The 24,111-nt window shown below is 36.0% G+C and carries 23 protein-coding genes; 10 read left to right on the top strand and 13 right to left on the bottom strand.

The window, feature by feature from the left end:
* Positions 1 to 4 precede the first annotated feature (4 nt).
* Genes CDOM16190_RS00775 through CDOM16190_RS00760 form a run of 4 tightly spaced genes read left to right on the top strand, consistent with a single transcriptional unit; the run spans position 5 to position 4,311 of the window.
* Positions 5 to 1,057 carry a dehypoxanthine futalosine cyclase gene (locus tag CDOM16190_RS00775; protein ID WP_170018468.1) on the top strand — a complete coding sequence of 351 codons (1,053 nt, stop codon included), beginning with the start codon at positions 5 to 7 and terminating at the stop codon, positions 1,055 to 1,057.
* A complete protein-coding gene (locus tag CDOM16190_RS00770; RefSeq protein WP_170018467.1) occupies positions 1,054 to 2,280 on the top strand; it encodes a M16 family metallopeptidase in 1,227 nt (408 codons plus the stop codon). Before CDOM16190_RS00775 ends, CDOM16190_RS00770 begins: the two co-directional genes overlap by 4 nt.
* Positions 2,270 to 4,084, top strand: a complete 1,815-nt coding sequence (recG, locus tag CDOM16190_RS00765; RefSeq protein ID WP_170018466.1) for an ATP-dependent DNA helicase RecG — start codon at positions 2,270 to 2,272, stop codon at positions 4,082 to 4,084. The genes CDOM16190_RS00770 and recG overlap by 11 nt, the downstream gene beginning before the upstream one ends.
* An 11-nt stretch (positions 4,085 to 4,095) precedes the next feature.
* The gene (locus CDOM16190_RS00760) at positions 4,096 to 4,311 is read left to right on the top strand and encodes a 2-hydroxymuconate tautomerase family protein (protein ID WP_169974841.1); all 216 of its coding nucleotides are present in this window, start codon (positions 4,096 to 4,098) and stop codon (positions 4,309 to 4,311) included.
* Between the two features lie 42 nt (positions 4,312 to 4,353).
* Here the strand turns inward: CDOM16190_RS00760 and hpf are convergent, their stop codons facing one another.
* From hpf to fliW, 6 genes are read right to left on the bottom strand one after another with little or no spacing between them, the layout of a single operon-like run.
* The gene (gene hpf / locus CDOM16190_RS00755; RefSeq protein WP_170018465.1) at positions 4,354 to 4,881 is read right to left on the bottom strand and encodes a ribosome hibernation-promoting factor, HPF/YfiA family; all 528 of its coding nucleotides are present in this window, start codon (positions 4,879 to 4,881) and stop codon (positions 4,354 to 4,356) included.
* 43 nt (positions 4,882 to 4,924) lie between these two features.
* Positions 4,925 to 5,386 (bottom strand): hypothetical protein, encoded by a 462-nt coding sequence (locus CDOM16190_RS00750; RefSeq protein ID WP_170018464.1) that lies wholly within the window; start codon positions 5,384 to 5,386, stop codon positions 4,925 to 4,927.
* A complete protein-coding gene (locus CDOM16190_RS00745; RefSeq protein WP_170018463.1) occupies positions 5,386 to 6,315 on the bottom strand; it encodes a type II secretion system protein in 930 nt (309 codons plus the stop codon). The genes CDOM16190_RS00750 and CDOM16190_RS00745 overlap by 1 nt, the downstream gene beginning before the upstream one ends.
* The gene (locus CDOM16190_RS00740; RefSeq protein WP_170018462.1) at positions 6,315 to 6,908 is read right to left on the bottom strand and encodes a PilW family protein; all 594 of its coding nucleotides are present in this window, start codon (positions 6,906 to 6,908) and stop codon (positions 6,315 to 6,317) included. Before CDOM16190_RS00740 ends, CDOM16190_RS00745 begins: the two co-directional genes overlap by 1 nt.
* Positions 6,909 to 6,912: 4 nt before the next feature.
* Entirely contained in the window at positions 6,913 to 10,770 is a 3,858-nt protein-coding gene (locus CDOM16190_RS00735) for a hypothetical protein (protein ID WP_170018461.1), read from the bottom strand.
* A 30-nt stretch (positions 10,771 to 10,800) separates the two neighbouring features.
* Complete coding sequence (gene fliW, locus CDOM16190_RS00730) at positions 10,801 to 11,184, bottom strand: flagellar assembly protein FliW (RefSeq protein ID WP_170018460.1); 384 nt, start codon at positions 11,182 to 11,184, stop codon at positions 10,801 to 10,803.
* A 156-nt stretch (positions 11,185 to 11,340) separates the two neighbouring features.
* On the opposite strand from fliW, the gene CDOM16190_RS00725 reads away from it, so the two are divergent.
* Both CDOM16190_RS00725 and lon read left to right on the top strand, forming a co-directional pair.
* Entirely contained in the window at positions 11,341 to 11,988 is a 648-nt protein-coding gene (locus CDOM16190_RS00725; RefSeq protein WP_169974856.1) for an outer membrane protein assembly factor BamD, read from the top strand.
* Positions 11,989 to 11,997: 9 nt separating this feature from the next.
* On the top strand, positions 11,998 to 14,412 hold the full coding sequence (gene lon, locus CDOM16190_RS00720) for an endopeptidase La (protein WP_170018459.1): 2,415 nt from the start codon (positions 11,998 to 12,000) through the stop codon (positions 14,410 to 14,412).
* A gap of 103 nt (positions 14,413 to 14,515) precedes the next feature.
* Here lon and rpsR read toward each other — a convergent pair whose 3' ends face one another.
* The 6 genes from rpsR to CDOM16190_RS00690 form a co-directional block, all read right to left on the bottom strand.
* Positions 14,516 to 14,776, bottom strand: coding sequence for a 30S ribosomal protein S18 (gene rpsR / locus CDOM16190_RS00715; RefSeq protein WP_169942306.1), 261 nt, complete (start codon positions 14,774 to 14,776; stop codon positions 14,516 to 14,518).
* A gap of 20 nt (positions 14,777 to 14,796) precedes the next feature.
* Positions 14,797 to 15,369, bottom strand: coding sequence for a single-stranded DNA-binding protein (locus tag CDOM16190_RS00710; protein ID WP_170018458.1), 573 nt, complete (start codon positions 15,367 to 15,369; stop codon positions 14,797 to 14,799).
* A gap of 9 nt (positions 15,370 to 15,378) precedes the next feature.
* On the bottom strand, positions 15,379 to 15,765 hold the full coding sequence (gene rpsF / locus CDOM16190_RS00705) for a 30S ribosomal protein S6 (protein ID WP_170018457.1): 387 nt from the start codon (positions 15,763 to 15,765) through the stop codon (positions 15,379 to 15,381).
* 80 nt (positions 15,766 to 15,845) lie between these two features.
* A complete protein-coding gene (gene holA / locus CDOM16190_RS00700; RefSeq protein WP_170018456.1) occupies positions 15,846 to 16,832 on the bottom strand; it encodes a DNA polymerase III subunit delta in 987 nt (328 codons plus the stop codon).
* Positions 16,825 to 18,747: an RNB domain-containing ribonuclease gene (locus CDOM16190_RS00695; RefSeq protein ID WP_170018455.1), complete on the bottom strand. Its 1,923-nt coding sequence runs from the start codon at positions 18,745 to 18,747 to the stop codon at positions 16,825 to 16,827. Before CDOM16190_RS00695 ends, holA begins: the two co-directional genes overlap by 8 nt.
* Positions 18,744 to 19,562: an HDOD domain-containing protein gene (locus tag CDOM16190_RS00690; protein WP_169974868.1), complete on the bottom strand. Its 819-nt coding sequence runs from the start codon at positions 19,560 to 19,562 to the stop codon at positions 18,744 to 18,746. The genes CDOM16190_RS00695 and CDOM16190_RS00690 overlap by 4 nt, the downstream gene beginning before the upstream one ends.
* A gap of 150 nt (positions 19,563 to 19,712) precedes the next feature.
* Between CDOM16190_RS00690 and ilvC the strand changes: the two genes are divergently transcribed.
* Genes ilvC through ruvX form a run of 4 tightly spaced genes read left to right on the top strand, consistent with a single transcriptional unit; the run spans position 19,713 to position 23,073 of the window.
* On the top strand, positions 19,713 to 20,735 hold the full coding sequence (gene ilvC, locus CDOM16190_RS00685) for a ketol-acid reductoisomerase (protein ID WP_170018454.1): 1,023 nt from the start codon (positions 19,713 to 19,715) through the stop codon (positions 20,733 to 20,735).
* On the top strand, positions 20,736 to 21,941 hold the full coding sequence (locus tag CDOM16190_RS00680; protein WP_349644365.1) for a divergent polysaccharide deacetylase family protein: 1,206 nt from the start codon (positions 20,736 to 20,738) through the stop codon (positions 21,939 to 21,941). It abuts the gene before it with no gap.
* The gene (locus tag CDOM16190_RS00675; RefSeq protein ID WP_169974872.1) at positions 21,938 to 22,702 is read left to right on the top strand and encodes a DNA-processing protein DprA; all 765 of its coding nucleotides are present in this window, start codon (positions 21,938 to 21,940) and stop codon (positions 22,700 to 22,702) included. Before CDOM16190_RS00680 ends, CDOM16190_RS00675 begins: the two co-directional genes overlap by 4 nt.
* Positions 22,699 to 23,073, top strand: coding sequence for a Holliday junction resolvase RuvX (gene ruvX, locus CDOM16190_RS00670; RefSeq protein ID WP_170018453.1), 375 nt, complete (start codon positions 22,699 to 22,701; stop codon positions 23,071 to 23,073). The genes CDOM16190_RS00675 and ruvX overlap by 4 nt, the downstream gene beginning before the upstream one ends.
* A 7-nt stretch (positions 23,074 to 23,080) precedes the next feature.
* Here the strand turns inward: ruvX and CDOM16190_RS00665 are convergent, their stop codons facing one another.
* Entirely contained in the window at positions 23,081 to 24,109 is a 1,029-nt protein-coding gene (locus CDOM16190_RS00665; protein WP_169974876.1) for a hypothetical protein, read from the bottom strand.
* Positions 24,110 to 24,111: the final 2 nt, after the last annotated feature.

Raw genomic sequence — 24,111 nt, 5'->3', positions numbered from 1 at the left:
AATTTTGGCAAGACTTAGTGTAGATGAAGCTATAAATTTGATAGAAAATGCCGAGCTTAACGAGCTTGGAGCTATGGCGCTAGCCAAAAAGCGAGAGCTTCATCCTGAAAAAATCACAACTTTTATCGTCGATAGAAACATAAATTATACAAACGTATGCTGGGTCGATTGCAAATTTTGTGCATTTTATCGCCACGCAAAAGAAGAAGATGCTTACGTGCTAAGCTTTGAAGAAATCGGGCAAAAGATCGAGGAGTTAATCGCCATCGGCGGAACGCAAATTCTTTTTCAAGGTGGAGTTCATCCTAAACTCAAGATTGATTGGTATGAAAATTTGGTCGAGTGGATTAGCAAGACCTATCCGCAGATAACTATCCACGGTTTTTCGGCGATTGAGATTGATTACATCGCAAGAGTTTCTAAAATTTCAACTCGCGAAGTTCTAGCCCGCTTAAAGCATAAAGGACTCTATTCGATCCCTGGGGCAGGCGCTGAAGTGCTAAGCGACAGAGTTAGAGACATCATAGCTCCTAAGAAATGCGACACCGCAACTTGGCTAAAAATTCATAAAGAAGCCCACGAGCTTGGGGTGAAATCAACGGCAACGATGATGTTTGGCACGGTTGAGACGACTCGCGAGATAGTTGAGCACTGGCAGCACATCAGAGATCTGCAAGACCTCACAGGCGGCTTTAGAGCATTTATCCTGTGGAGCTTTCAAGGGCTAAATACCAAGCTAATCGCCGAGCAGCCGCAAATCGAAAAACAGTCATCAAATCGCTATTTAAGGCTGCTTGCGGTTTCAAGGCTATTTTTGGATAATTTTCAAAATATTCAAAGCAGCTGGGTCACGCAAGGAAGCTACATCGGTCAGCTTGCGCTACTTTTTGGTGCAAACGATCTAGGCTCAACCATGATGGAAGAAAACGTCGTAAAGGCAGCAGGTGCTGCATACAGGATGAATCAAGACGAGATGATAAATCTAATACGCGATGTTGGCGAAAAGCCTGCAAAACGCAATACAAACTACGACATATTGGAGAAATTCTACGAATGAAAGCTGTAAATTTAAAAGTTAAAAACACTCAAATTCCCGTTATCTTTGAAAGTTCAAAGGTTTTGCCTGTAGTTTATCTTAAGCTTATTTTTAAAGTTGCCGGAAGTTGCGAGGACTCACAAAATAACGGTCTTGCAAATTTGGCGTCTAAAATTTTAAATGAAGGCACCCTTAGCGAAGGCACGAGTGGATTTGCTAAAGAGCTTGAAATAAGAGCTATCAATATGCATGCAAGCGCCGGATTTGAGACAATAATTATAGAGCTGAATTGTTTAAAAGAGTATTTTGGCTTCGCCCTTAAAAAACTTCAAGAACTGTTGATAGAGCCGAATTTAACCGATGAAATTTTAAATAAGCTGAAAAAACTTACACTTGGCGAAATTTTAAGCAATGAAAACAACTATGACTATGTAGCCAAATCGGCTTTAAATGAGCTTTTGTATCCTAATACAGCTTTAGCAAATCAGACAACAGGCACTAAAGAGAGTATAGAAAAAATAACTATTGATGATGTCAAAAACTTCCTAAAAGCTCATCTTGATTTAGCAAATCTATTTGTGGTGTTTGGTGGAGATGTGGCTATGGATGAGCTAAATTTAAGCCATATTTTGTCAAGTTTGGAAAGCGGAAAGAAAAGGGTTCAAGAGAGAATAGAAACAAGTGAAAAAATGAGCGAAAAGCTTATCATTAAGCCAAGCGAGCAAGCATACGTATATTTTGGTGCTCCTTTTAGGGTGAATATAGAAGATAGATTTAAGGCTAGAGTGGCTACATTTATTTTGGGAGAGGGAGGATTTGGCTCTAGGTTAATGGAGGAGATTCGTGTCAAGAGAGGACTTGCATATTCGGCTTATGCCAGATCGGGTTTTGCCCCTAGCCATTCTCAAATAGCAGGGTATCTGCAAACTAAAAACGAAAATAAAAATGAGGCTATGAGCGTAGTCAGAAGCGAATTTGAAAGATTTGTTAAAAACGGTGTAAGCGCCTATGAGTTGACTCAGGCTAAGAAATTTTTACTAGGCTCAGAACCTCTCATGCAAGAGACTTTGCTCAATAGATTAAACATCGCTCAAAACGAATTTTACAATGGATTTAAGCTTGGGTATTTTAAAGAGGAGCTTAATAAAATTTCAAAACTAAAACTTAGCGAATTAAATGAATTTATTGCCGAGCATACGGAGATAACCAAGCTAAGTTTTGCTGTGCTGTATAATGAAATTTGACGCAAAAGATAAAGAAGACTTAAATAAAATCGGGATTTTTACTCTGCTTGATCTGGCTCTAAAAATCCCGAAAAACTACGACGATACCACGCTTACAAATACTCCTAAAGATGGTAGTGTGAGCGTGGAAGTGGAGATAAAAAACTCATATAGACAAAATGGGATTTTGCATATTGTAAGCTGGTGCGAAAGCTGGTCTACAAATATAAAGATAGTGATTTTTAATGCGAAAGCCTGGCACTTTGGAGCTTTTAAGCTCCATAAGAAAATATATATTAACGGCAAGTGTTCCTATGCTTTTGGCGGATGGCAGATAACAAATCCCAAGATTATCACTAAAATAAATGAAATATTACCCAAATACAAACTGAATTTGCGTGACGATAGATTTCGCTCTTTGATCGATAAATATATCAAATTTGAAAATTTGATATCTGATGGGCTAAGTCAAAACGAAGCCGAGTTTTTAACCAAAATTCACAAAAATGATGAAAATAGCGTGATTTTAATAGATGAATTAAATAAAAATGGCTATGGAGCTGAGATTTTAAAATTTGTAGAAATCTATAACTATCTAAAAAAACTAAGCGCTAAAAAGAGAAATTTTAAAGCAAACGATATAGAAATTTTTGATATTGTGGGATGGATAAGCTCTTTGCCCTTTAGCCTTACAAGCGATCAAGAAAAGGCTATAGCTGATATAAGGGCTGATTTTAGTGGCTTTGAGGCTAAAAGACGCGTTGTTATGGGTGATGTAGGAAGCGGCAAGACGGTTGTCATCCTTGCGTCTGCTTTGATGGTTTATCCAAAAACTGCCGTTGTGATGGCACCTACGTCTATCTTAGCCGAGCAAATTTATGATGAAGCTGTTAGGCTTTTGCCAAATTTTATGAAGATAAAACTTGTAAAAAGCGGCGAAAAAGAGCCTAAATTTGATGGTGTAAATTTAATAATAGGCACTCATGTACTGCTTTATAACGAGCTTCCAAAGGCGGCAGTCGTTATGATAGATGAGCAGCATCGCTTCGGCTCAAACCAGCGTGAGAAGATCAATCAGCTCGTTAAAGACGGGCAAAATTACGCTCATGTGATACAGTTTTCCGCTACGCCAATACCGCGCACGCTTAGCATGATACAAAGCTCGTTTGTGGAATTTAGTTTTTTAAAGCAGATGCCTTTTAAAAAAAACATACATTCGCAAATTTTGCAAAGTGGCGATTTTGAAACGCTTATAAAACATATTAGAAGAGAAATTGCAAATCAAAAACAGGTCATAATAGTCTATCCTTTGGTAGAGAGCAGTGAGAGCTCAAACTATCAGAGTTTAAGCGAAGCCCAAGGATTTTGGCTTAAAAATTTTAAAAATGTCTTTATAACTCATGGAAAAGATAGGGAGAAAGAGCAAATTTTACGTGAATTTAGGGCTAATGGCGATATCTTGCTCTCTACCACGGTTGTGGAGGTTGGTATATCTTTGCCAAGACTTAGCACTATCGTGGTAGTAGGGGCTGAGAGACTTGGACTTGCCACGCTTCATCAGCTTCGAGGCAGAGTAGGTAGGCAGGGTGGAGAGGGCTTTTGTTTTTTATTTACTAAGCTTAAAAATCCGCCCGAGAGACTAAAGGAGTTTTGTACTACTCTTGACGGTTTTAAAATTGCTGAAATAGATCTTAAAAATCGTCAAAGCGGTGATATTTTAGGCGGAGCTTTTCAACATGGAGCTACTTTTGAATACTATGATTTTGAAGAGCATATTACTCAAAGTGCAAAAAAACGCCTACGTATGCAAACAAAAATGATTTAAAGGGGATGATGATGCCATTTATAAATATTAGAGTAACCAAAGAAAATAACGAGCCTACGACAGAGCAAAAGCAAAAACTGATTGCCGGTGTAACTCAGCTAGTGGCGGAAATTTTAGGTAGGAGTAAGGCTTCGACAGTTGTGATAATAGATGAGGTTGATAGTGACAACTACGGACTCGGCGGTGAAGCAATCACAAATTTAAGAGCTAAAAGCAGGATAAATTAAGAGTAGGTTAAGATAGAAGAGCGGATCTCTCCGCTCTAAATTTTAATAAAGTCCGAATTTGCCATCGGTGCGCTTATATATTACGCGCATTCTTGCATCTATATCGTTAAATACATAAAATTGCATTTCGCTACTTTTCAACTTTTCTAAAGCATCTTCTATCTCAAGCGGCTTATAAAGCTCTAGCTCCATAGGGATTATCTCATCTACACCCTCTACAGGCTCATCGGCGATTCTGGCTCGTATCTCTTTGCCTTCATCTTTGTTTTTTACCGTTGTCATCTTATCATGCTCTCTTCTTAGAACCTTTGAAGCGCGATCTACTGCCAAATCAACCGCTGCGTATAAATCTTTATCTTTTTGGCGTATTACTATAGTGTCTTTTCTTGCTAAATTTATCGCAAATTCGACTGAAAAGCCTTTTTTGCCATTTTTTTCATCCGCTGATATGACACAACGCCCTGAAATGATGTCGAGATTATATTTGCCAAGAGCGTCAAACGCATTCTCTACATAACCTTTTATAGAGTCTGTTAGTTCAAATTGTTTACCTACAATGCTTGTGTTCATTATATGGCTCCTTTATTAGAAATGTGCCATATTATAGCACATATTAGAGCTTTTGAATAGTACGTCTATGGAATCTAATAGGGGTATTTGTGATAGCTTGATTTGCTGTTACTGTAACATCAAGTATTACAGTGCCTTTGGACGCATCTGTGGATATAGCTGTGCCGCAACCATTAATATCACCAAAAATTTCAACTACTTCAACCTGGATAGTAAATAGTGGATTGGTGTTGTCTGGAAAATTTAAAGGATTTGGTGTAAAAATACGCCTATCTCCACCTGTTGCCGTAGGACAATTGGCTGTTGTAGAGTCAAATTTGCGTTCGAGCAAGTTCATTACAGCTATCTCTGTCGCACCTTGCGCTAAAAGCTCTGCTTGCTCTCTTAAAAATATATCTGTAGTATGCTTTGCCGTGGCCGAAGATAGACTAAGTGCAAATGTACCAAGGGTGGCTACTAAAACCATGAAAAATATCGCCATAACCATTGTAAATCCGTGTCTCATTAGTATATCGCCTTTGTCTTGCATACGGTGGATTCCTCTTCGCCATTACCAAGTGACCTGCCAGAATCTCTTATACATAGTTTAAGCACTATCATGCCATTTACTTCTGTAAAATTAAATCTAGTGACATTTGTTGCAATTATAGCGCTGTTTGAATTTTTACCATTATATTGATTGTCCGCTCCTAATAACCATGGACGATAGTTGTAATGTAATATCAAATCAGAGTCGCCGTTGGCAGAAGGAGCTCCTGGAACAATAGCATAAGCAGTATGGAGTAAGTAATAATACTCTGATATATCAGTTCCTTTGTATGTGGACATAGTCAAATTTGTAGTGCTACCTGTTGTAGTATTGACTATCCCTATTGAATTCGCATCTGTCTTGTTATAGCCAAAAGATGTATCAATCTTGGCTCCTAGGCCTCTAAAGAAAATTCCGACTGTATTATTGCTTAAATTGGCTTTGCTTGTAGTGGCATCAACTCTAGTAAGATCGGATATTGTTTGATTAGCGGATGTAAGATCGCTCCCCGGGGTTTCTAGTGTTCCTGTACCTGTGCCAGTTCCTGTTTTAGTTGTATTGGGATGATTTAGGTCTATAAAACCACTCCATCCTCCATCTTGAAAGCTTTCATAGCTGTAGCTTATCCACTCTAAGATAGTGTAGTCTTGATTAAGTCCTGCATCAGAAGTAGATACAAATTCTCCCGTAGGCTTTCTGCCTATAGTTGATCCTTTAACTCTAAACATAAGTCTTTTGGAAATTTGTTCTAATACTATCTCAGTTTGAGCCTCAAGAGTGTTTATTGCTCTGCTTTGTAAATAGCCTTTATATATATTTAGTATTATATCTGTGCTTAGAACTGAAATAATACCTGTAATAACTAAAACCACTATCAGTTCAAGAAGTGTAAAAGCTTTTTTCATTACCATGATCTTGTCTGTATTTTAGGGCTATCGCCTATGTTCGCCGAATATGCCCTAAGCACTATGTTTGTATCCGGGATAGTGTGTGCGGTTGTGTTTATTTCTATGACTTTGATGTTATTATTTGTCGCTCCTGTCATGTCTTTTTTATCAACCTTTGTTTTCATTGTTGCACTTACTACATTATCCCTGTTGTATGTTGTGGTTTTTGAACTTACATTAAAATCCAATGATTTATTACTATCAAACGAACTTATACTTTTTTCTACCAAAGCCAAGCAATCATCTCCTGATTTATTTGAAAAAGTTCTTCTATTGCTTGTTGAAATTGAATTTTTTGTGTAAAAATTATCTGCAGGATTGCCATTAAAAATAGGAGTAGGTTTGCCTATAAGAGAAGTGTTATTCTCGCATCCCCACGGTGCTTTAAGTATAAGAGCCATACGTGTTTTAGTATCCATTACACTTTGTTGGATTATGGCTGATGTATTGTTTTTTGCATTTTGCATTACTATAGTGGGAATAGATAAAAAAACTATTCCCATTACTACGATAGAAATTACAAGCTCAAGCAAAGAAAACCCGCGTCTCATATTATTACCATTCCAGCCTTCTATTTGTTTGGCTTGGTATGTCCTCTAATTTGCTTCCGCCTATTACAGAACCTACGCCAGCTTTATTTTCGCCTTTTTTATTTAGAGATTGTCCTCCCCATACGGTACCATCCGTAAATTCTACTATAAAATCATTTGTCTTTGCGTTTTTATCTACTTGATTAAATAAAAGCCAAGATGAGGCTTCCATCTTTATAGTATCAGAACCCGGAATAGAGCTTGATAAAAATATTTTTTCAATACCATCTTGCACAGATTTTGTTACGGATACATTCGTAGAAGGAGAATTTGGTTTATAGTTTTTGACTTCTCCCATGTTTATATCATCGTGTTCTTTATTGACAAACCAATTGGTTTGATCCGGAAATAATTCGGCATTTTTTGCTATGGTATATTTATCTGTATCGCAAAGATTGCAGTATACGCCAAAGTATACATTGTGATCAAATCCTTTTTTAGGACCTGATTTTTTAGGAGCATATACTCTTCCGTAATAAAAATCAGCTTTTGTTTCATTTGCGGCATCGGGTTTTTCGTAGGTTGCTCCCGCTACCGAGTCTGTATCGCTTATATCTTTAAATTGAAAAATTTTACTATTTACAGCAAAAGGGTTTTTAGGAGCAGTAATATTTTTACCAAAATTAAAAGGTATGGATACGGTTGCTACTCCGTTATTAAAGCCTTCCGCTTTAGCTGTGTATTGAGAATTATTGTCCGGAGTATTATTTTTCTTTACAAAATTTGTATTATTAGATTTAAAGTATATTATATCTTTGTTTGCCTGTTTTACTTTTTCCGTGTCGTTACTTAAGGCATTGCCATCTTTGTCTGTTATATCTTCTATTATAGAATCCATACTTATAGACAGATTTACATTTCTTGAGTAGCATTTGTTAGTATATAGAGTTGCAGGTATACTACCGGAATCCGGATGAAGTCTTGCAGATATATTAAAGTTTGCGGATGCTATCATATTTTCGTCATTTGACATGTATGTCATCGTTCCATTATTAAAATTTGAAATTTTAAGATCATCTACTAATATATCGTTTGGAATAAATTTTAAATTTAAATCATTTGCCGATTTTATATCGCAACCTATTTTGCCTTTTGAGTCAATTTGTATAGAGCTACTTCCTACAATACAGTCATTGGAGTCCGGACTTTCGGGACTATGCTGATCAACCATAGTCCATGTTGAGTCTTTTGCGGATATTTCTACATCACCTACGTTAGGATAGATGAAATCTTCCGTTGTTTCTGTACCTACTAGACCTGTTACCAGTCTTTGCACCTCTCCCTTTCCATTTTTAAAATCTGCTTTTAGTGTGTAACTGGAAAGAAAATTAAAATTTGTGACATTGCAAGTCGCAGGAATTGAAGAAGAAATTTGAAAATTTATCGGTTTTACAGTAGTTGTATAGTTTTCTGATATGGCATTATTTGCATCAATTGCTTGAAGCCATATGTTTTTATACCTTTTGCCTCCTATAAGATTTCCAAAACTATCTGTTTTGTTATCATTGTTATAAAATTTTAATTCTTTAGGTCTTACGCTAAAAGGATCGGAGCTACAAGATGGAATTCCAATTATCTTATTATTTTCGTCAAGGTAAGTAATCCTGAAAAATAGACTGGTGTAAGCTTTGTTTATCAAAATATTTTTTATATCTATAATCTTTTTATCAGCAATATCTTTTCTTAAATATACAAATGGTGGATTTGTCATTATATTTTGTCCGTTTAGACAATCTCCTGAATCTATTATATCCACTACTATTTTTTCTTTATCGGATATATCAAAATTTTCAAGAACCTGCCCATTTTTTTTGGTCAATATATTTAATAGTTTGGCATTAAATTTCCTGCCCGCCAATTGAGTGAAAAACCTTCTGGAGTCATCTATTTTGTTAAATTTATCATTTACTACTATATTGGATATCCCAGCTACTTCTATATAGTAATCCTTTTTCTCGCATTTTTTTATCTTGCCTTTATAAGAAAATCCAATTTTATCATTTCTAAAGATCGCCTCATGAATTACATAGTCATCATACTTAAAGTCTTTTCCAAGTGTTGTGTCAAATTGGATATGGGCCTCATTTCTTTTATGAAGAATTCCACCCTCGTTAGATTGTGCGTCTTGCCCTATAGAAAAATCTAAAACATTATTATTGACTTTTTGCAATCCTTCATTATCTTTGTTGTGGCTAGGACTGAATGTATTGGAATCTCTTGGAGCGCTAGGATTTATATGTGTAGTATTCTCTATATACTTAATACCTTTTTCGTTTAGAATAGATTTGAGACCTGTTTTGTAAGCTTCCTCTTCTCCTCTATTTATTACTCTAAGTTTTACTCTTAATGTATCTCCGTTTTTTGCTATGGTTTTATCTGAGGAATCTGTGCTTACATCTACAAAATCACTATCTTCAGTTTTGTTTCTGCCTCTAAACTGAAGATTTTCTATATAGCATACTTCAGGCTCATAAAATTCGGTGGCAAATATTACTAGTCCAACGTTTGCTCTTTCTCCTAGTGTATAGCCTCCCTTGCGTTTTACTTTGGCTGTTAATTTAATTTCGGTTTTTGTTTGTTTGTGAGAAATATGATCTTTTAGGTTATATATATCAAGATCCATTTGGTTGTTATATTGTTTGTTTGGATTCATATGCTTACCAAAATTTGTTATACTACTATTAAATTGTTGCCCTTGGCTATTGTAGTTTGATGTTACGGAATGATATGTTCCATCAGAAGCTCTTTTTATCTCTATGTTTTCTGCATCGGTTTCTACCTTTCCGCCAAACGACAAGACTGTAAGGCTAGATTTTATATCTCCACTTGCAGGGGTAAAAAAGCCTTCAATAGGAAATATTGCTGTCTTTGTTTTTTCTGTTTCGCCTTCATCAGGCTTTATAGGAGCTAATATTTGCAGCCCATCAAATATATATACTCCTTTTGGTTTTACGCCATTAGGTGTATTGTCTGGCTTTTTGTCAGTTTCAAAGTCATATACTATAACCAAAGCCCATCCTCCATAATGGGCTCCAGATAATGGATAAATCCAATAGTCATCTCTATATCCTGCCGTAGGATAAGGGTGTTGGTCTTTTGCTTTAATATTTCCGGCACTAAATGTCCTTGAATTAATATTTTTGCCTAAAGAGTTTTTTACTATCTCTGTTACATCAACGCTTGCTTGATACATAAATTGCATACCACGACTATGGTATGAGCCATACCATTTTGTATCGTTTTCTTCGGCGATTAGAGGATATGTATTGTCATGCGTGCCAAAGGTTATGGTGTTAAAGTCTTTTATCTCTTTAAAATAAGCTTCTTTTGCATCTGTTGGATCACTATGATTCCAGAATGTTGATATTCCTCCAGCCCAATAAAGTCTAGCAAAGATTACCTTGCTACCATCTATATTTTCTTTTTCAAAAGATGTTTTTTCAGGAAAATTAAATGATGCTTTAGAGGAGTTTTTTGATATACGAAGATCTTCTCTAATAAATTTGAAATTTTGAATAACCGATCCTCCGTTTTGAAAAGTAGGATTAAAATTAAAACCATCCGGTTGCTGTATTAAAACAGTAGCGCCTATAGTTTCAACATCTCCATAAATCTTTTTTGCTTGAAGTTTTCTAAGTGATAATTTTTGATCTTCTTTTATATCTTTGTATGCAGAATCTATGTAAGCCATATCCCGATTAGTAGTTGCTGCTGCAGGAGGTACTTTTTCTATATTATGCTGTAATCCGTTAAGGTCTGACTCGGCAAACAAAGGGCTATTTAATATAAATAGCACTATCAAAATAACTTTTAAATTTTTCATTTTATATCCTTTTTAGGAAAAGGCAGAATTTTACTTTTGTATAAAATCTGAAATTTTCTCGGCTTGTTTATAGTATGGATAGCTATATACATCTAAAACCACCTGGGATAACGTCATATTGGTCATATTGCATACGATAGGAGCCATAAAATTTACGGTAGATGTCTCTATCGGGGTGCTTACAACCATGATGTTATATACTCTTAATTTACTATTGTCGTTTATATCCATAAGTTCTTGGTAATATGTAGGTATTTCAAATTCATAATTTCTTAAAGCGTAAGGATTGATCATGGTAAAAGACGTATTATCGTCTTTGCTTTGAAGCTTTACAAAAAATTTATCAAGCTCTATAAGATCCATAGTTTTTATATGCTCAAATCCTAAAATTGGGCTTTTTACCTCAAATACCATAAAATATCTCCTATAATTTCCAAAAATATTTTACAATGATTATATCAAAAATTTCAATATATGGATAATAAAATATAAAAATATTTAAATTTATCGAAAAATAACCGAATCAGTAGTAAAATATACAGTTTTTTAAATCTTAAAATAAGGAATAGCATGAGCTCGTTTGTTAAAATTTTGAGTTTTTTTATTTTGATCGTATTTTTAAGCGGTTGCGCTGAAAAATACAGCGAACTTTATAACTTAACACCCGATGAGTGGTATACACAAATAATATCAGACATTAATGATAGAGACTTGGAAAGTGCCGATAAACATTATACATCTATGTCAAGCGAGCATGTCGCAAGTCCGATGCTTGAGCAAATTTTACTAATATTGTCGCAAGCTCATGCAAACGAAGAGGAGTATTTGCTAGCTAATTTTTATCTCGATGAGTATATTAAAAGATATGGTGATAATGGACCTAAGAGCGAATTTGCTCAATATCTTAAGATAAAGGCGAATTTCGACTCGTTTTCGCAACCGAACCGTAATCAAAAACTAATGCAAGATAGCGTGGCGGAGATTGAAAAATTTCTATATATATATCCAAATACCAAGTATAGACCTCTAATTGAAACTATGCTTACTAAATTTCAGCTTGCCATATTTTATCTGGATGAGCAGATAGCTGATCTGTATAAGAGAACAGGAAGAGAGCAATCGGCTGAAATTTATAGACAAAAAGTCGAAGAATCGCCTCTAATGGATGCGAATTTGATACCGCCAAAGCTTCCTTGGTATAGAAAAATATTTGAATAGGAGAAAAAGTTGCAAATAAATGAATCAAAAGCTTTTCCGGCTGAGCTTCCTATAATAGTTGAAGACGAGCTATTTTTATATCCTTTTATGATAACTCCGCTATTTTTAAATGATGATGAAAATTTAGCCGCCCTAAATTTGGCTATAGAAAATCAAAGTCAAATTTTAGTAGTTCCGACAAAGCCACAAAATGAAGGAATGAGGGATTTTGAAGGTATTTATGATGCAGGAGTTATAGGCACGATTATGAGAAAAGTTCCGCTTCCTGACGGCAGAGTGAAAATTTTATTTCAAGGCTCAAGCAAGGGCCGAATAATCAATAAAATTGGTGTCAAGCCTTTAAGGGCTATTGTGGAAGTTGTCCATGAAAAGCACCCTACGGCTGTTAAAAGTGATGCTTTGGTAACCGTTCTTAGAGAGAAAGTTAGGGATTTAGCCGCTCTTAGCCATTTTTTCCCGCCTGATCTATTAAAAACCATAGAAGAAAGTGTCGAGGTAAGTAGGGTTTGTGACCTTGTGCTTAGTTCGCTTAGATTAAAAAAACAGATCGCTTATGAGTTTTTTATAGAGGAAAATTTAGAGCAAAAACTCTTAAAATTGATTGACTATATTATCGAGGAGATTGAGGCTAATAAGCTTCAGCGCGAGATAAAAAACAAGGTTCATTCTCGCATAGACAAGGTCAATAAGGAGTATTTTTTAAAAGAGCAGTTAAAACAGATTCAACAAGAGCTTGGTACCGATACTACCCGTGAAAATGAGATAGAAGAGTATCGCAAGAAACTTGAGAAAAAGAAAAAATTCATGGCTGATGATGCTTATAAAGAGATTAAAAAGCAGATTGATAAACTAAGTCGCATGCATCCAGATTCTGCTGATGCGAATACTATCCAGAGCTATCTTGACTGGGTTATTGAGGTGCCTTTTGAAAATATTGCAAACAAAAAGCTAAGCGTAGCCGAGGTTAGCAGGCACCTAAATACCGATCATTACGGACTCGTCAGACCTAAAGAGAGGATAGAGGAATACTTCTCTCTAAGAGAGCTTTTAGAGCTTAGAGGAATTGCCGATAAGGTAAACAACGGAGCGATTTTATGCTTTGCAGGACCTCCAGGTGTTGGAAAAACAAGCCTTGCAAACTCTATCGCAAAGGCGCTTAAAAGAGAGCTTGTGCGAGTAGCACTTGGTGGGCTTGAAGATGTAAATGAGCTTAGAGGTCATAGAAGAACCTATATAGGAGCGATGCCGGGGCGCATAGTGCAGGGTTTAATTGAAGCTAAGCAGATGAATCCTGTCGTAGTGCTTGATGAGATAGATAAGGTCGGCAGAAGTTTTCGTGGTGATCCTACGGCTGTTTTACTTGAAATTTTAGATCCGGAACAAAACAATAAATTTAGAGATTACTATCTAAATTTTAATATAGATCTAAGTAAGGTGGTATTTGTGGCTACTGCAAACGATGTTGGCTCTATCCCACCTGCACTACGCGACAGGATGGAGTTTATCCAGCTTAGTTCATATACTCCGCAAGAGAAATTTGAGATAGCCAGGAAATATTTGATACCTCAAGAACTTAAAAAACATGGATTAAAATCAAGTGAGGTAAGTTTTGGCAAAGATGTCTTAAATTTAATTATATCTGATTACACAAGAGAGAGCGGAGTAAGAAATTTACGCAGACGTATAGCGGATATATTTAGAAAAGTTGCAAAAAAACTTTTAAGTGATATGAGTATTAAAAAAGTGAATATCACTACTAAAAATTTGAGTGAGTTTTTAGAGAAAAAAGTATACGAGATAGAGCCTGCGGATAAGATAGATCAAGTAGGGCAGGTTAATGGTCTTGCTTGGACAAGCGTAGGCGGAGATGTTCTAAAAATAGAGGCTATTCGCATTCAAGGCAAAGGCTCTATGCAGATAACTGGATCCTTGGGTGATGTAATGAAAGAGAGCGCCTATATCGCTTTTAGTCTCGTTAAGGTATTGATCGATAATAAAAAGATAAAGGTACCGACTAAGATCATACCTGTTTTCGCGGATGATAAAAAGAAGGTTGAACCAAGCGATGTATACCGTAGATTTGATCTGCATATACACGTGCCAGAAGGTGCGACTCCCAAAGATGGTCCAAGTGCTGGAATCACGATGGTAACCGCAATAGCTTCGATACTTACCGATACAAAGGTTAGGGCTGATGTGGCTATGACAGGAGAGATAACTTTAAGTGGTAGAGTTTTACCTATAGGCGGGCTCAAAGAAAAGCTGATAGCGGCTCATAAGGCCGGCATAAAAACTGCTTTAATACCGCGCAAAAACTATGAACGTGATCTCAATGAAATACCTGAAGACGTAAAAAGAGATGTTAAAATTTTAGCGGTTGATACGATAGAGGATGTGCTCAAGAACGCTCTTGTGTTAAAATAATAATTTTGCTTTTATAAGAGAGAAATCTCTTATAAAAGCTCCAATATGCTTAAAAGTTTTTTTGATGAATTTTTGGTTTAAAGCCCAATTAAGGGCTTTAAGATTATAGTCCCTCGAAAGGATTTGTTACTACGTTATCGCGATCTACGATATATGGGATAAATGCTGCGTGCCTAGCTCTTTTGATAGCTTGCTCAACCATCTCTTGGTGTTTTTTGCAGTTGCCTGTTAAACGTCTTGGCATTATTTTAAAACGCTCTGAAAGAGAGTATTTTAAAAGAGTTGTGTCTTTGTAGTCTATAAAATCAACTTTTGCTTCGCAATATTTGCAATATTTTCTTGAATATTTTCTTTTCTCTGCCATCTTTAAATCCTAATCCTTAATTAAAATGGTATTGTCTCGTCGCTGTCGTACTTGTCAGCGTCTACATCTATATCTTGAATTTTATCGTTGTAATCATCTTGTCTAGACTGTCTGTTGTAGCTTTGCTGATTTGGTGTTTTTGCACCGCTGCTTGCATAACTATTTGTGTTTTGACCATAGCCCTGGTTGCCATAGTTTTGATTACCGTAGCTGCCGCTTTGGCTGTATCCGCCTTGTTGATTACTATTTTGATTAAATCCGCCTTGTCCTTGAGCTGAGCCAAGCATCTCCATATTCTCTACACTTACGCTATGTTTGCTTCTTGTTTGTCCGTTATTATCGGTCCACTGGTCGAATTTCAAACGACCTTCTACTAGAAGCTTTGAGCCTTTGTTTAGATATTGGTTTGCTATTTCGGCTTGCTTTCCAAAAAATGTAATATCGATGAAGCAGGTCTCTTCGCGCTTTTCACCGTTTGCTGTAAATTTTCTTGTAACGGCTATAGAGCTGTTTCCTATCGCAACTCCTGATGTTGTGTATCTAAGTTCGATATCTCTTGTAAGATTTCCTACTAAAACCACTTTATTAAACATTTTTTATCCTTAAGCTTCCTCTGCCGGAACTTCTTGGGCTTTAGCTTTTGACTCTTTTTTGCCTTGTTTGATACCTTTGCTTAGCCTTTCCCAAGCTGCTATCTCTTTTTTATTTTCGAATTTTACAGTTAAGAATTTAATGATCTCCTCATTGATTCTTATGATACGCTCAACTTCTGCGATAGCGGCAGTAGGCGATGTAAAATATACTACAAAGAATATACCACGCTCATATTTTTTAACGGTATAAGCAAGTTTTCTTGTACCAAGTGGCAATAAAGATGCTATCTCTGCACCATTTTTTGTAAGGATTTCTTTTATGAAATCAACTTTTGCGCCTACTTCTTCTTCAGTCAAAGTAGGCTTAAATACGAATAAAAGTTCGTAATGCTTCATTAATTCTCCTTGTGGATATTAAGCTCGCGTGCGAGCAAGGATGCCTATAAAGACAAGGACTGATTTTATCTTTTTTTTACTTAATATTTGCTGTTTTTATGGATTAAATTTTGCATAGAGATGAGTGAGGATAGCAAGAAATGCGTTTTATCAAGCTTTGTGTTTGTCTTTATCTCAAATTCCATCAAATTTAAGGCTATAAAAATTTCTTTATAGCTATTTAAATTTATGCTTAGGCACTGCCTTTTAAGCTCATTTGCGATATTTGGAGGCGGTGTGTAGCCAAGAGTTTCCTTGATGTCAAATTTGCCCTCTATCTTGACAAAGCTGTGGAGCTTAAAAAGCCTAAAAAATGCTCTGTAAAGTGAGTTTATAAATAAAATTTCACTAAAATTTCCATCGTCCGCGCAAGAGAAAAAATTCTGCCTGATATCTTTTAGATTTATAAATTTGTCGAAAAAATCATCAAAACTTATGCTTGAAAGCGAAAATACTAAATTTCTAACTATATTTTCGTTTATCGGCTCATTTAGGCTTGCAAGCTTGTTGAGTTCGCTTGCGGCTAGGTATAAATTTTCGTTGTGGATCCTGTAAAGCTCAAAAAGAGCGTTTTTAGTTATGTTTAAATTTATTTTGCCTGCTTGTCTGCTTAGCAAATTTACTGCTTCATCGGGAGAATTTGGCTTAAAAAATCTGGCAAAATTTACGCCGAAAGCCTTTTGTGTATCAAAGGTCGTCTTTGCATCCGCTTCGTAAAATTCATAGATAAAAGCGCCACCGTTTTTGCAAGCCTCAATTAGCACTTTTAGCTCTTTTGATGGGATTTTTTTATCGCTTTTTATATGAAGCAGTGGCTCGTCGCCAAATAGCGAAGGCTCGCAAAGATGTGATTTAGCAAGGTTAAAATCATACTCATCGTAGTATAGACTAAGTAAATTTAGCCCTTCAAATTTAGCCAAAATTTCTTTGGCAAAGAGCTCTATTTGATACTCATCCGCTCCAAAAAGCAGAAATGTATTTGGAAATTTTGGACTTTGCAGTAGTCCTTCAAGCTCTCTTCTATACATCGATTTTTTTAATTACCCTACCAAAAATTTCACCGCTTGCGATGTCTGCATCGGTAATTTCTATGATAAGTTTTTGAAGCAGCTCGGCAGAATATGAGTTTAAAAATATTCTTGCGCCTTTTATCTCATCATCAAGCTTTGCGACAAGCATATTTTGATTTTCGCTTACATAAGCCTTAAACCTCTGTCCGATACGTTCTTTTGCCCATCTGGCAAATTTCCTATCCATAAAGTCGTATGCCACTTTATCGGCTTCTCGCTCAAGTTCGCTTAAATTCGCACAAGTACTTTCGATATTTAAAAGCAGGTAGTTAAAAAGCTTTTTGTCATCTTTCATTTTCGCTTTAAGCAAGCGGTGCAAAGTAAGATCCGAGTAGCGGCGAATCGGGCTTGTAAAGTGAGTATAGCGATCAAACCCAAGCCCGAAGTGTCCTAAATTCTGAGCTGAGTATTCGGCCTTTTTTTGAGCTTTTATGATCAGTTTATCTATCTCTTCGCGGTTGCCCATAGCATCTGCTTGGGCTTGAATTTTGCGTATTAGATTGGATAAATCGCTTTCGTATGTGAAATCAAATCCAAGAGCGGCTAAATCCTGAAGTAAATTTTCTATCTTTCTGATATCCGGCGCTCCGTGATTTCTAAAAACTCCTACGCCATCTATCAGTTTTGCCGCGGCTTTGTTGGCTAAAAGCATGCAGTCTTCAACAAGCCTATGGGAGTTTGAGTCGGTTTCAAAACGAGTTGAAAGAAGCTTGTCTTCATCATCAAGGCTCATTCTAAGCTCCTGCGTTCTAAAATCAAATGCGTTTTTAAGCCTTTTTGCACGTAAATTTGACGTTAGTTCAAAAAGCGGCTTTATCCAAGATATCTCGCTTATCCTTTTGTCTTCTAAAATTTCATCGATTTCGTCGTAATTGAATCTCTTTTTAGAATTTATAATAGCTTCAAGGAGCTCTTCACTAACAACATCTAAATTTTTATTAAGTTTGATCTTGAAACAAAACGCAAGCCTTGTTACGTTCGGTTTAAGCGAGCAGATGTTTTCACTTAGGCTTCTTGGCAACATGGGTATGGCGATGTGTGGAAAATATATCGAAAATCCACGTGATTTAGCCTCTTTGTCAATTGCTCCGTAGCTGCTTACGTATTCGCTTACATCGGCGATCGCGACGTAAATTTCTAAATTTTTCTCATCAAAATATATCGCGTCGTCAAAGTCTTTGGCATCAATGGGATCGATAGTGCAAAACTCAAGTTCGCGCAGATTAACTCTGTTTGGATACATGCTTGCATCAACGCTATCTCCCCAAGCCTTGGCTTCGAGTTCGCTCGCTTCGCTAAATTTATCGTTTTTATTATATATCGCAAGTGAAATTTTCTCATCCGAAAAAGGATCGTTGATGTTGCCTATGACTTCGGTTATCTCGTTGTTTAGGTTGTTGATTTTTAGCAGTGTGCCTATAGGCAGAGCTTTTAGCGATTTTTGAGTGGCTTTTAGCGCTATGCTAAGCCCTGTTTTTAAATTTACTCCTAGGATCGCCTGTCCAAAGTGCTTGGTGTAAACTACGCTTGTTTCGTTTGCTAATTTAAGCGTGAGCACTACTTTGGCACTTTGGCGTTTTTTCTTAAGTGGAAGTAGCTTGGTTAAGACGATATCGCCGTAGTGAGAGTTGTTTAAATTTTTGTTTTCTATGAGGATATCTTGCTTAAATCGCTTGTCAAAGGGCATCAAAAATCCTGTGCCGTTTGAGCTTATATCAAGCTTACCGCATACAAAGCCGTTGTTTAGGTAAAATTTGTTATTGTGAGAGGTGATAGCGCCTAAATTTAGGAGATTTCTAAGCGTCTCTTTGTGATCGCTTGAAATCTCTTTTTCGCTTAATCCTTCAAGTAGTCTGGTTAAAAATTCTTTCACAAATTAGCTTTTACTTTAGCCACTGCTTCTAGGAATTTATCGTGAGCAAAGCCATATTCGTCAAGGAACGGAAGTGTATTTTGGATACTTTCATCATCAAGCTGATGGAAGATATTTACCGCATTTTTTACGATTCTAAGGGCTACTGAATACATTTTTATATGTTCAGGCGCATCTTCTGGAGAATTTGAGAAAAATATAGAATCAACGAGCTCTGATTCCAAATTCCACTGTTCAAAAATTTTAGCAGTTACAATCTCGTTTGATATGTCAAGCACTTCATTTTCAAGCTCGGCAAGATCAAATGGGTTTGATATATCTTTTAGTTTATGTTTAAACTCATTTGCTTTTCCGGTCTCGATCAGCTCGTGAGAAAGTACTATTTTACCAACTTCAAGCATGAATGAAGCTGGAGATAAGATAGCCAAAGCGCCAGGGTTTATCTTATTATACCAGTTGTACATTAGGGCGTTTTGCATTATTGATATATTTAAAAAATCCTGACTTGTGATATCGTATGGATCAAGATCTATTCTAAAGCTCTTTTTTACAGCACTTGACAGCGCAAAACCGCGAATTGTAGCCATTCCAAAGAGTGAAACGGCTCTTGAGATAGTAGTTATCTCGCGGCTAAAACCATAAAGCGGAGAGTTTGCGGAACGGAGGATGTTTGCCGTAAGCATCGGGTCTTTTTCTATGATCTGGGCAAGTTCTCCTAAAGAGCTATTCTCGTCTGCACAAATAGCTTGAATTTTAATAACCGTATCATCAAGCGGTGGAAGTGTCTTAATGTGTTTATATATTGATTGATTCATATTTTCACGCTTTAAATTTAAATTAATTTTCGGCATTTTACACTAAATGGCTTGTTAAAAAACTTAAATGATAAAAATTATTTTATTTCAGTGATATTTGAGTTGTATGAGTGTATAATCTGCAAAATTTATGGCAAAAAAGGGGAAAACATGGCAGTAAATATTTATTATGACAAAGATTGCGATTTAAGTCTTATTAGAAGTAAGACAGTCGCTGTTATCGGCTTTGGGTCACAAGGACACGCACACGCTGAAAATTTAAGAGATAGCGGTGTAAAAGTAATAATAGGTCTTGCAAAGGGCGGAAAAAGCTGGGCTAAAGCAGAAGCCAAAGGCTTTGAAGTAAAAACTGTTAGCGAGGCTTCAAAAATGGCCGATGTGATTATGATTTTAACTCCGGATGAGATCCAAGCTGAAATTTTTTATAACGAGATCAAGCCAAATTTAAGCGAGGGCAATGCGATAGCTTTCGGGCATGGATTTAACGTGCATTTTGGACAGATCAAAGCTCCTGAAGGAATCGATGTGATAATGATAGCTCCAAAAGCGCCTGGTCATACCGTAAGAAGCGAATTTGTAAAAGGCGGCGGCATCCCCGATCTAATCGCAGTTGAGCAAAATGCCTCAGGTCAGGCAAAAGAGCTTGCCCTTAGTTATGCAAGTGCGATAGGTGGTGGAAGAACAGGCATTATCGAAACTACGTTTAAAGATGAAACTGAAACCGATCTCTTTGGTGAGCAAGCAGTGCTTTGCGGCGGACTTTGCGCTTTGGTAAATGCGGGCTTTGAAACACTGGTTGAAGCGGGCTATGAGCCTGAAATGGCGTATTTTGAGTGCTTACATGAGCTAAAACTTATAGTTGATCTGATGTATCAAGGTGGAATGGCAGATATGCGCTACTCTATCTCAAACACAGCTGAATATGGCGACTACGTAAGCGGAACAAGAGTGGTAAATGAAGATAGCAAGAAGGCTATGAAGGAAATTTTAAAAGAGATTCAAAACGGTAAATTTGCAAAAGACTTTATCCTTGAGCGCAAAGCAGGATATGTAAGGATGAATGCCGAAAGAGGAATTGCCGAAAGAAGCCTACTAAATCAAACCGGCAAAAAGCTAAGAGCTATGATGCCTTGGATAAGCGCAGGTAAAATCGTAGATCAAAGTAAGAATTAATTGAGCCCAAGAACAAAGAGAAAAACTACCAAAAGGCGTGTAAAGCATAGTGCTAAAACACGCTCCTTTTGGAGCTATTTTATAATCCTGCTTATAGCTTTAGGCGTAGGTGCTGTTACATATTTTTTACTTAACTATCTATATAGCAAAAGCGATAATAATATACAAATTATAAATAAGATAGAAAAATACTTAGATAGTCAAAAACAAGAGATAAAAAGAGATAGTGCTAAAAAAGAGCCTGCTCTAAAATCTGAGTCAAAACCACAAGAAAAAACAAAAACCAAAGAGTCAAATTTAGAACAAAAGAGATCAATAAAGGATCTAAATTTAACTGAAAAAGAAAGCCGTGCTATAAAAAATATAATAAATAGCATGGAGAAAAACGATACGAATTTATCTATACAAAAAGAGTTAATAAAACCAAAAGAGCGAAAAATAAGTGAGTCCGGAAATAAAATCCATATAGAGATTGTAGAGAGAAATGCAACCAAAAAAGATAAAAAAAATGATGTAGATAAAAATCAAAAATTTACACTAGGTAGTAAGGGATCATCTTCTTCTAAACCAAAATTAGTAATTATAATCGACGATATAGCCCATAAACATCAGGTGGATGCCGTAAAGGCTATAAATTTAAAGCTCACTCCGTCTATTTTTCCTCCGACAAAGCATCATCCTGATACCCCAAAGCTTGCAAAAAGGTTTAAATTCTATATGATTCATCTACCAATGCAGGCTCATGGATTTAAAAAAGAGGAGATAAATACCCTGCATACCAACGATAGCTATGATAAAATTTTAAAAAGATTACGTGATATCAAAAGAGATTTTCCGGAACTAATGTATATAAATAATCATACCGGAAGTAAATTTACGAGTGATCTTGATGCTATGAATAGGATGATGAGGGCTGTAAAAAATGAAAATCTTATTTTTATAGATAGCAAGACCATATCAAATAGCAAGGTTGAAGAAGCTGCTAGAAATCATTCTATGCCATATATTGTAAGGGATGTTTTTTTAGATCATCAGGATGATAAGAATACTATTAGAAAACAGCTCAAATATGCTATCGAATTAGCTAAAAAGAACTCAAAGGCCATAGCTATAGGACATCCTTATAAAAATACACTTGAAGTTTTAAGGCAGAGCGGCGATATTTTAAAAGACGTTGAAGTAGTCTATCTAAAAGATGCCCTGTGAATACTTTAAGTAAAATTCCGTCACAGCTAAATAGGCTTAAAAATCCTCCCGATCAGCTATACTACAAAGGAAATTTAGAGCTTTTAAATATGCCTTTGGTCTCTATAGTAGGCTCTAGAAAGGCTAGCGCATACACCAAGGATTGTGTTTTTAATCTGGCTAAAATCCTATCATATTCTGGAGTTTGTGTGGTTAGTGGAGCTGCTATTGGTGTGGATATAGCGGCCCATAAAGGAGCCTTTCCTAATACTATAGCCGTTTTTGGAAATGGACTTGATAGAATTTATCCTCAATCAAATGCTAAAATGATAGATGAGATCTATCGAAATTCTCTTGCTATAACCGAATATGCTCCGGATGTTACGCCTAGAGGCTATCAGTTTTTGCAGAGAAATCGTATAGTGGTGGCCCTATCTCAAGCTCTTATCGTGGCTCAAGCCGATCTTTTAAGTGGTTCAATGCAGAGTGCAAGAATGGCATATGAACTTGGTATTAAAATTTACGTTTTGCCTCAAAGGATTAATGATAGTAGAGGAACAAATGAGCTTTTGGCTCTTAAAAAAGCCGAACTAATAAATGATTTTGATAAATTTGCTACGCGATTTGGCGAAGTAGCAAATGTCACAAAAGATGAAATTTTAGAATTTTGCAAAAATGGAGTAGATTTAGATGATGCCTTGGCAAAATTCGGTAGTCAAATTTACGAATACGAGCTTCTTGGCAGGCTGAAAATTTCAGGTTTAAGGGTTAATCTGGCATGAGCATAGTGGCTATAGATGTGGGGCTAAAAAGAATTGGAGTGGCTCTGGCAGTAGGTAGCGTAGTGATGCCTCAAAAACCAGTTCTTAGAAAAAATCGCAACCAAGCAGCTCGCGACGTGAGCACCGTTTTATCAGAGCTAAACGCAAAGACTTTAGTCGTAGGAATCCCACTTGGCGGAAGTAGTGAAGATGAGATGAGAAGGCGCATAAGCCACTTTGTATCGCTTCTAAATTTTGGTGGCGAGATAGTCTATGTCGATGAGGCGATGAGTAGCTTTGAGGCAAGTGAAATTTATACGGACACGAAACGAGACGGCAAGCTAGATAGCATAGCTGCGATGATTATTTTAAAGAGATATATTAAAGTATAGTTATATTTTATACTCTATGATAACGGTGTTTGTAGGCATTGTTAATAATACAAATTAGAGTGTCTGGAGTGTAGGGCTGAGATAAGTATTGCACGTATATATTCGGATTTATTTTTAAACCATCATGATTGTTTTTGATTATAACCAAGCATATTTTTTTATTTATTAGATAACTCTCTATATCTTTTAAGTTTGTATCATCTATAATATCTGCTTGCATAAACACCATATCCGGTCTAAAAATATTATCTTCTATATGTCTTTTGATTATGTTTAGATCAGAAGTTGGTTTAACGTCAATATTCATAAATTCAAGTTCTTTCTTTAAAATATCAAACGAATATTGATTTTTTTCGGCTATTAATACAGTAAAGTTTTTTGGATACTCTATTTTTAATCCTTCAAGCGTATCCGTTTTAGCGTCTGAAAGATCAAGGGATATGTCGGCAGATGCTTTTAAATATCCTTTTGACTCATATTGAAACGATACTGCGGAACCATTTTTATTCGATATTTCTTGGGCTAAACGAAAAAACTTTCTACTTTTCGGTGTCATAGTCGTATGTATCATACTTTTATTTATGGAATCTGTGTAAAAACTATTATTGGCCCATACTGAGATTGTAAATTTGATCTGCCTTTTACTGTAATTGCTTAATAAAAATTTAATAATTATTGTTGAATTTGACAAATTTAAGAGCATTATTTGAGTTAGCGCATCTGTTAGTTTAACGACATTGGAAAAATCCGCATCAAATGTCCTTGGATAGTTCATGTTGTAATCAAGCAGTACTGTGTTATTATTTTTTTTTGAATCTTCGTTTAATGAATTCATTAGAAAGAACATGCTTTCTAATATATCCATTTGTGCTATTTTTCTTCTTGTATTACCGGATTGAAACTCAGGGTTTTTTCTAAGCAGCCTAACTCTTTTGTTGGTAAATTTTTCATTTAAATTTTTAGAATGTATATAGTATGCTACAAGTAGCATTAGATATAGAAAAAGAATTATGAAAAGTATTGCGCTAAATTCCATTG

This window comes from Campylobacter sp. RM16190, assembly GCF_012978835.1.
Lineage (GTDB): Bacteria > Campylobacterota > Campylobacteria > Campylobacterales > Campylobacteraceae > Campylobacter_A.
The sequence above is the reverse complement of the archived record's forward strand: the minus strand, read 5'-3'. Positions and strand labels throughout refer to the sequence as shown.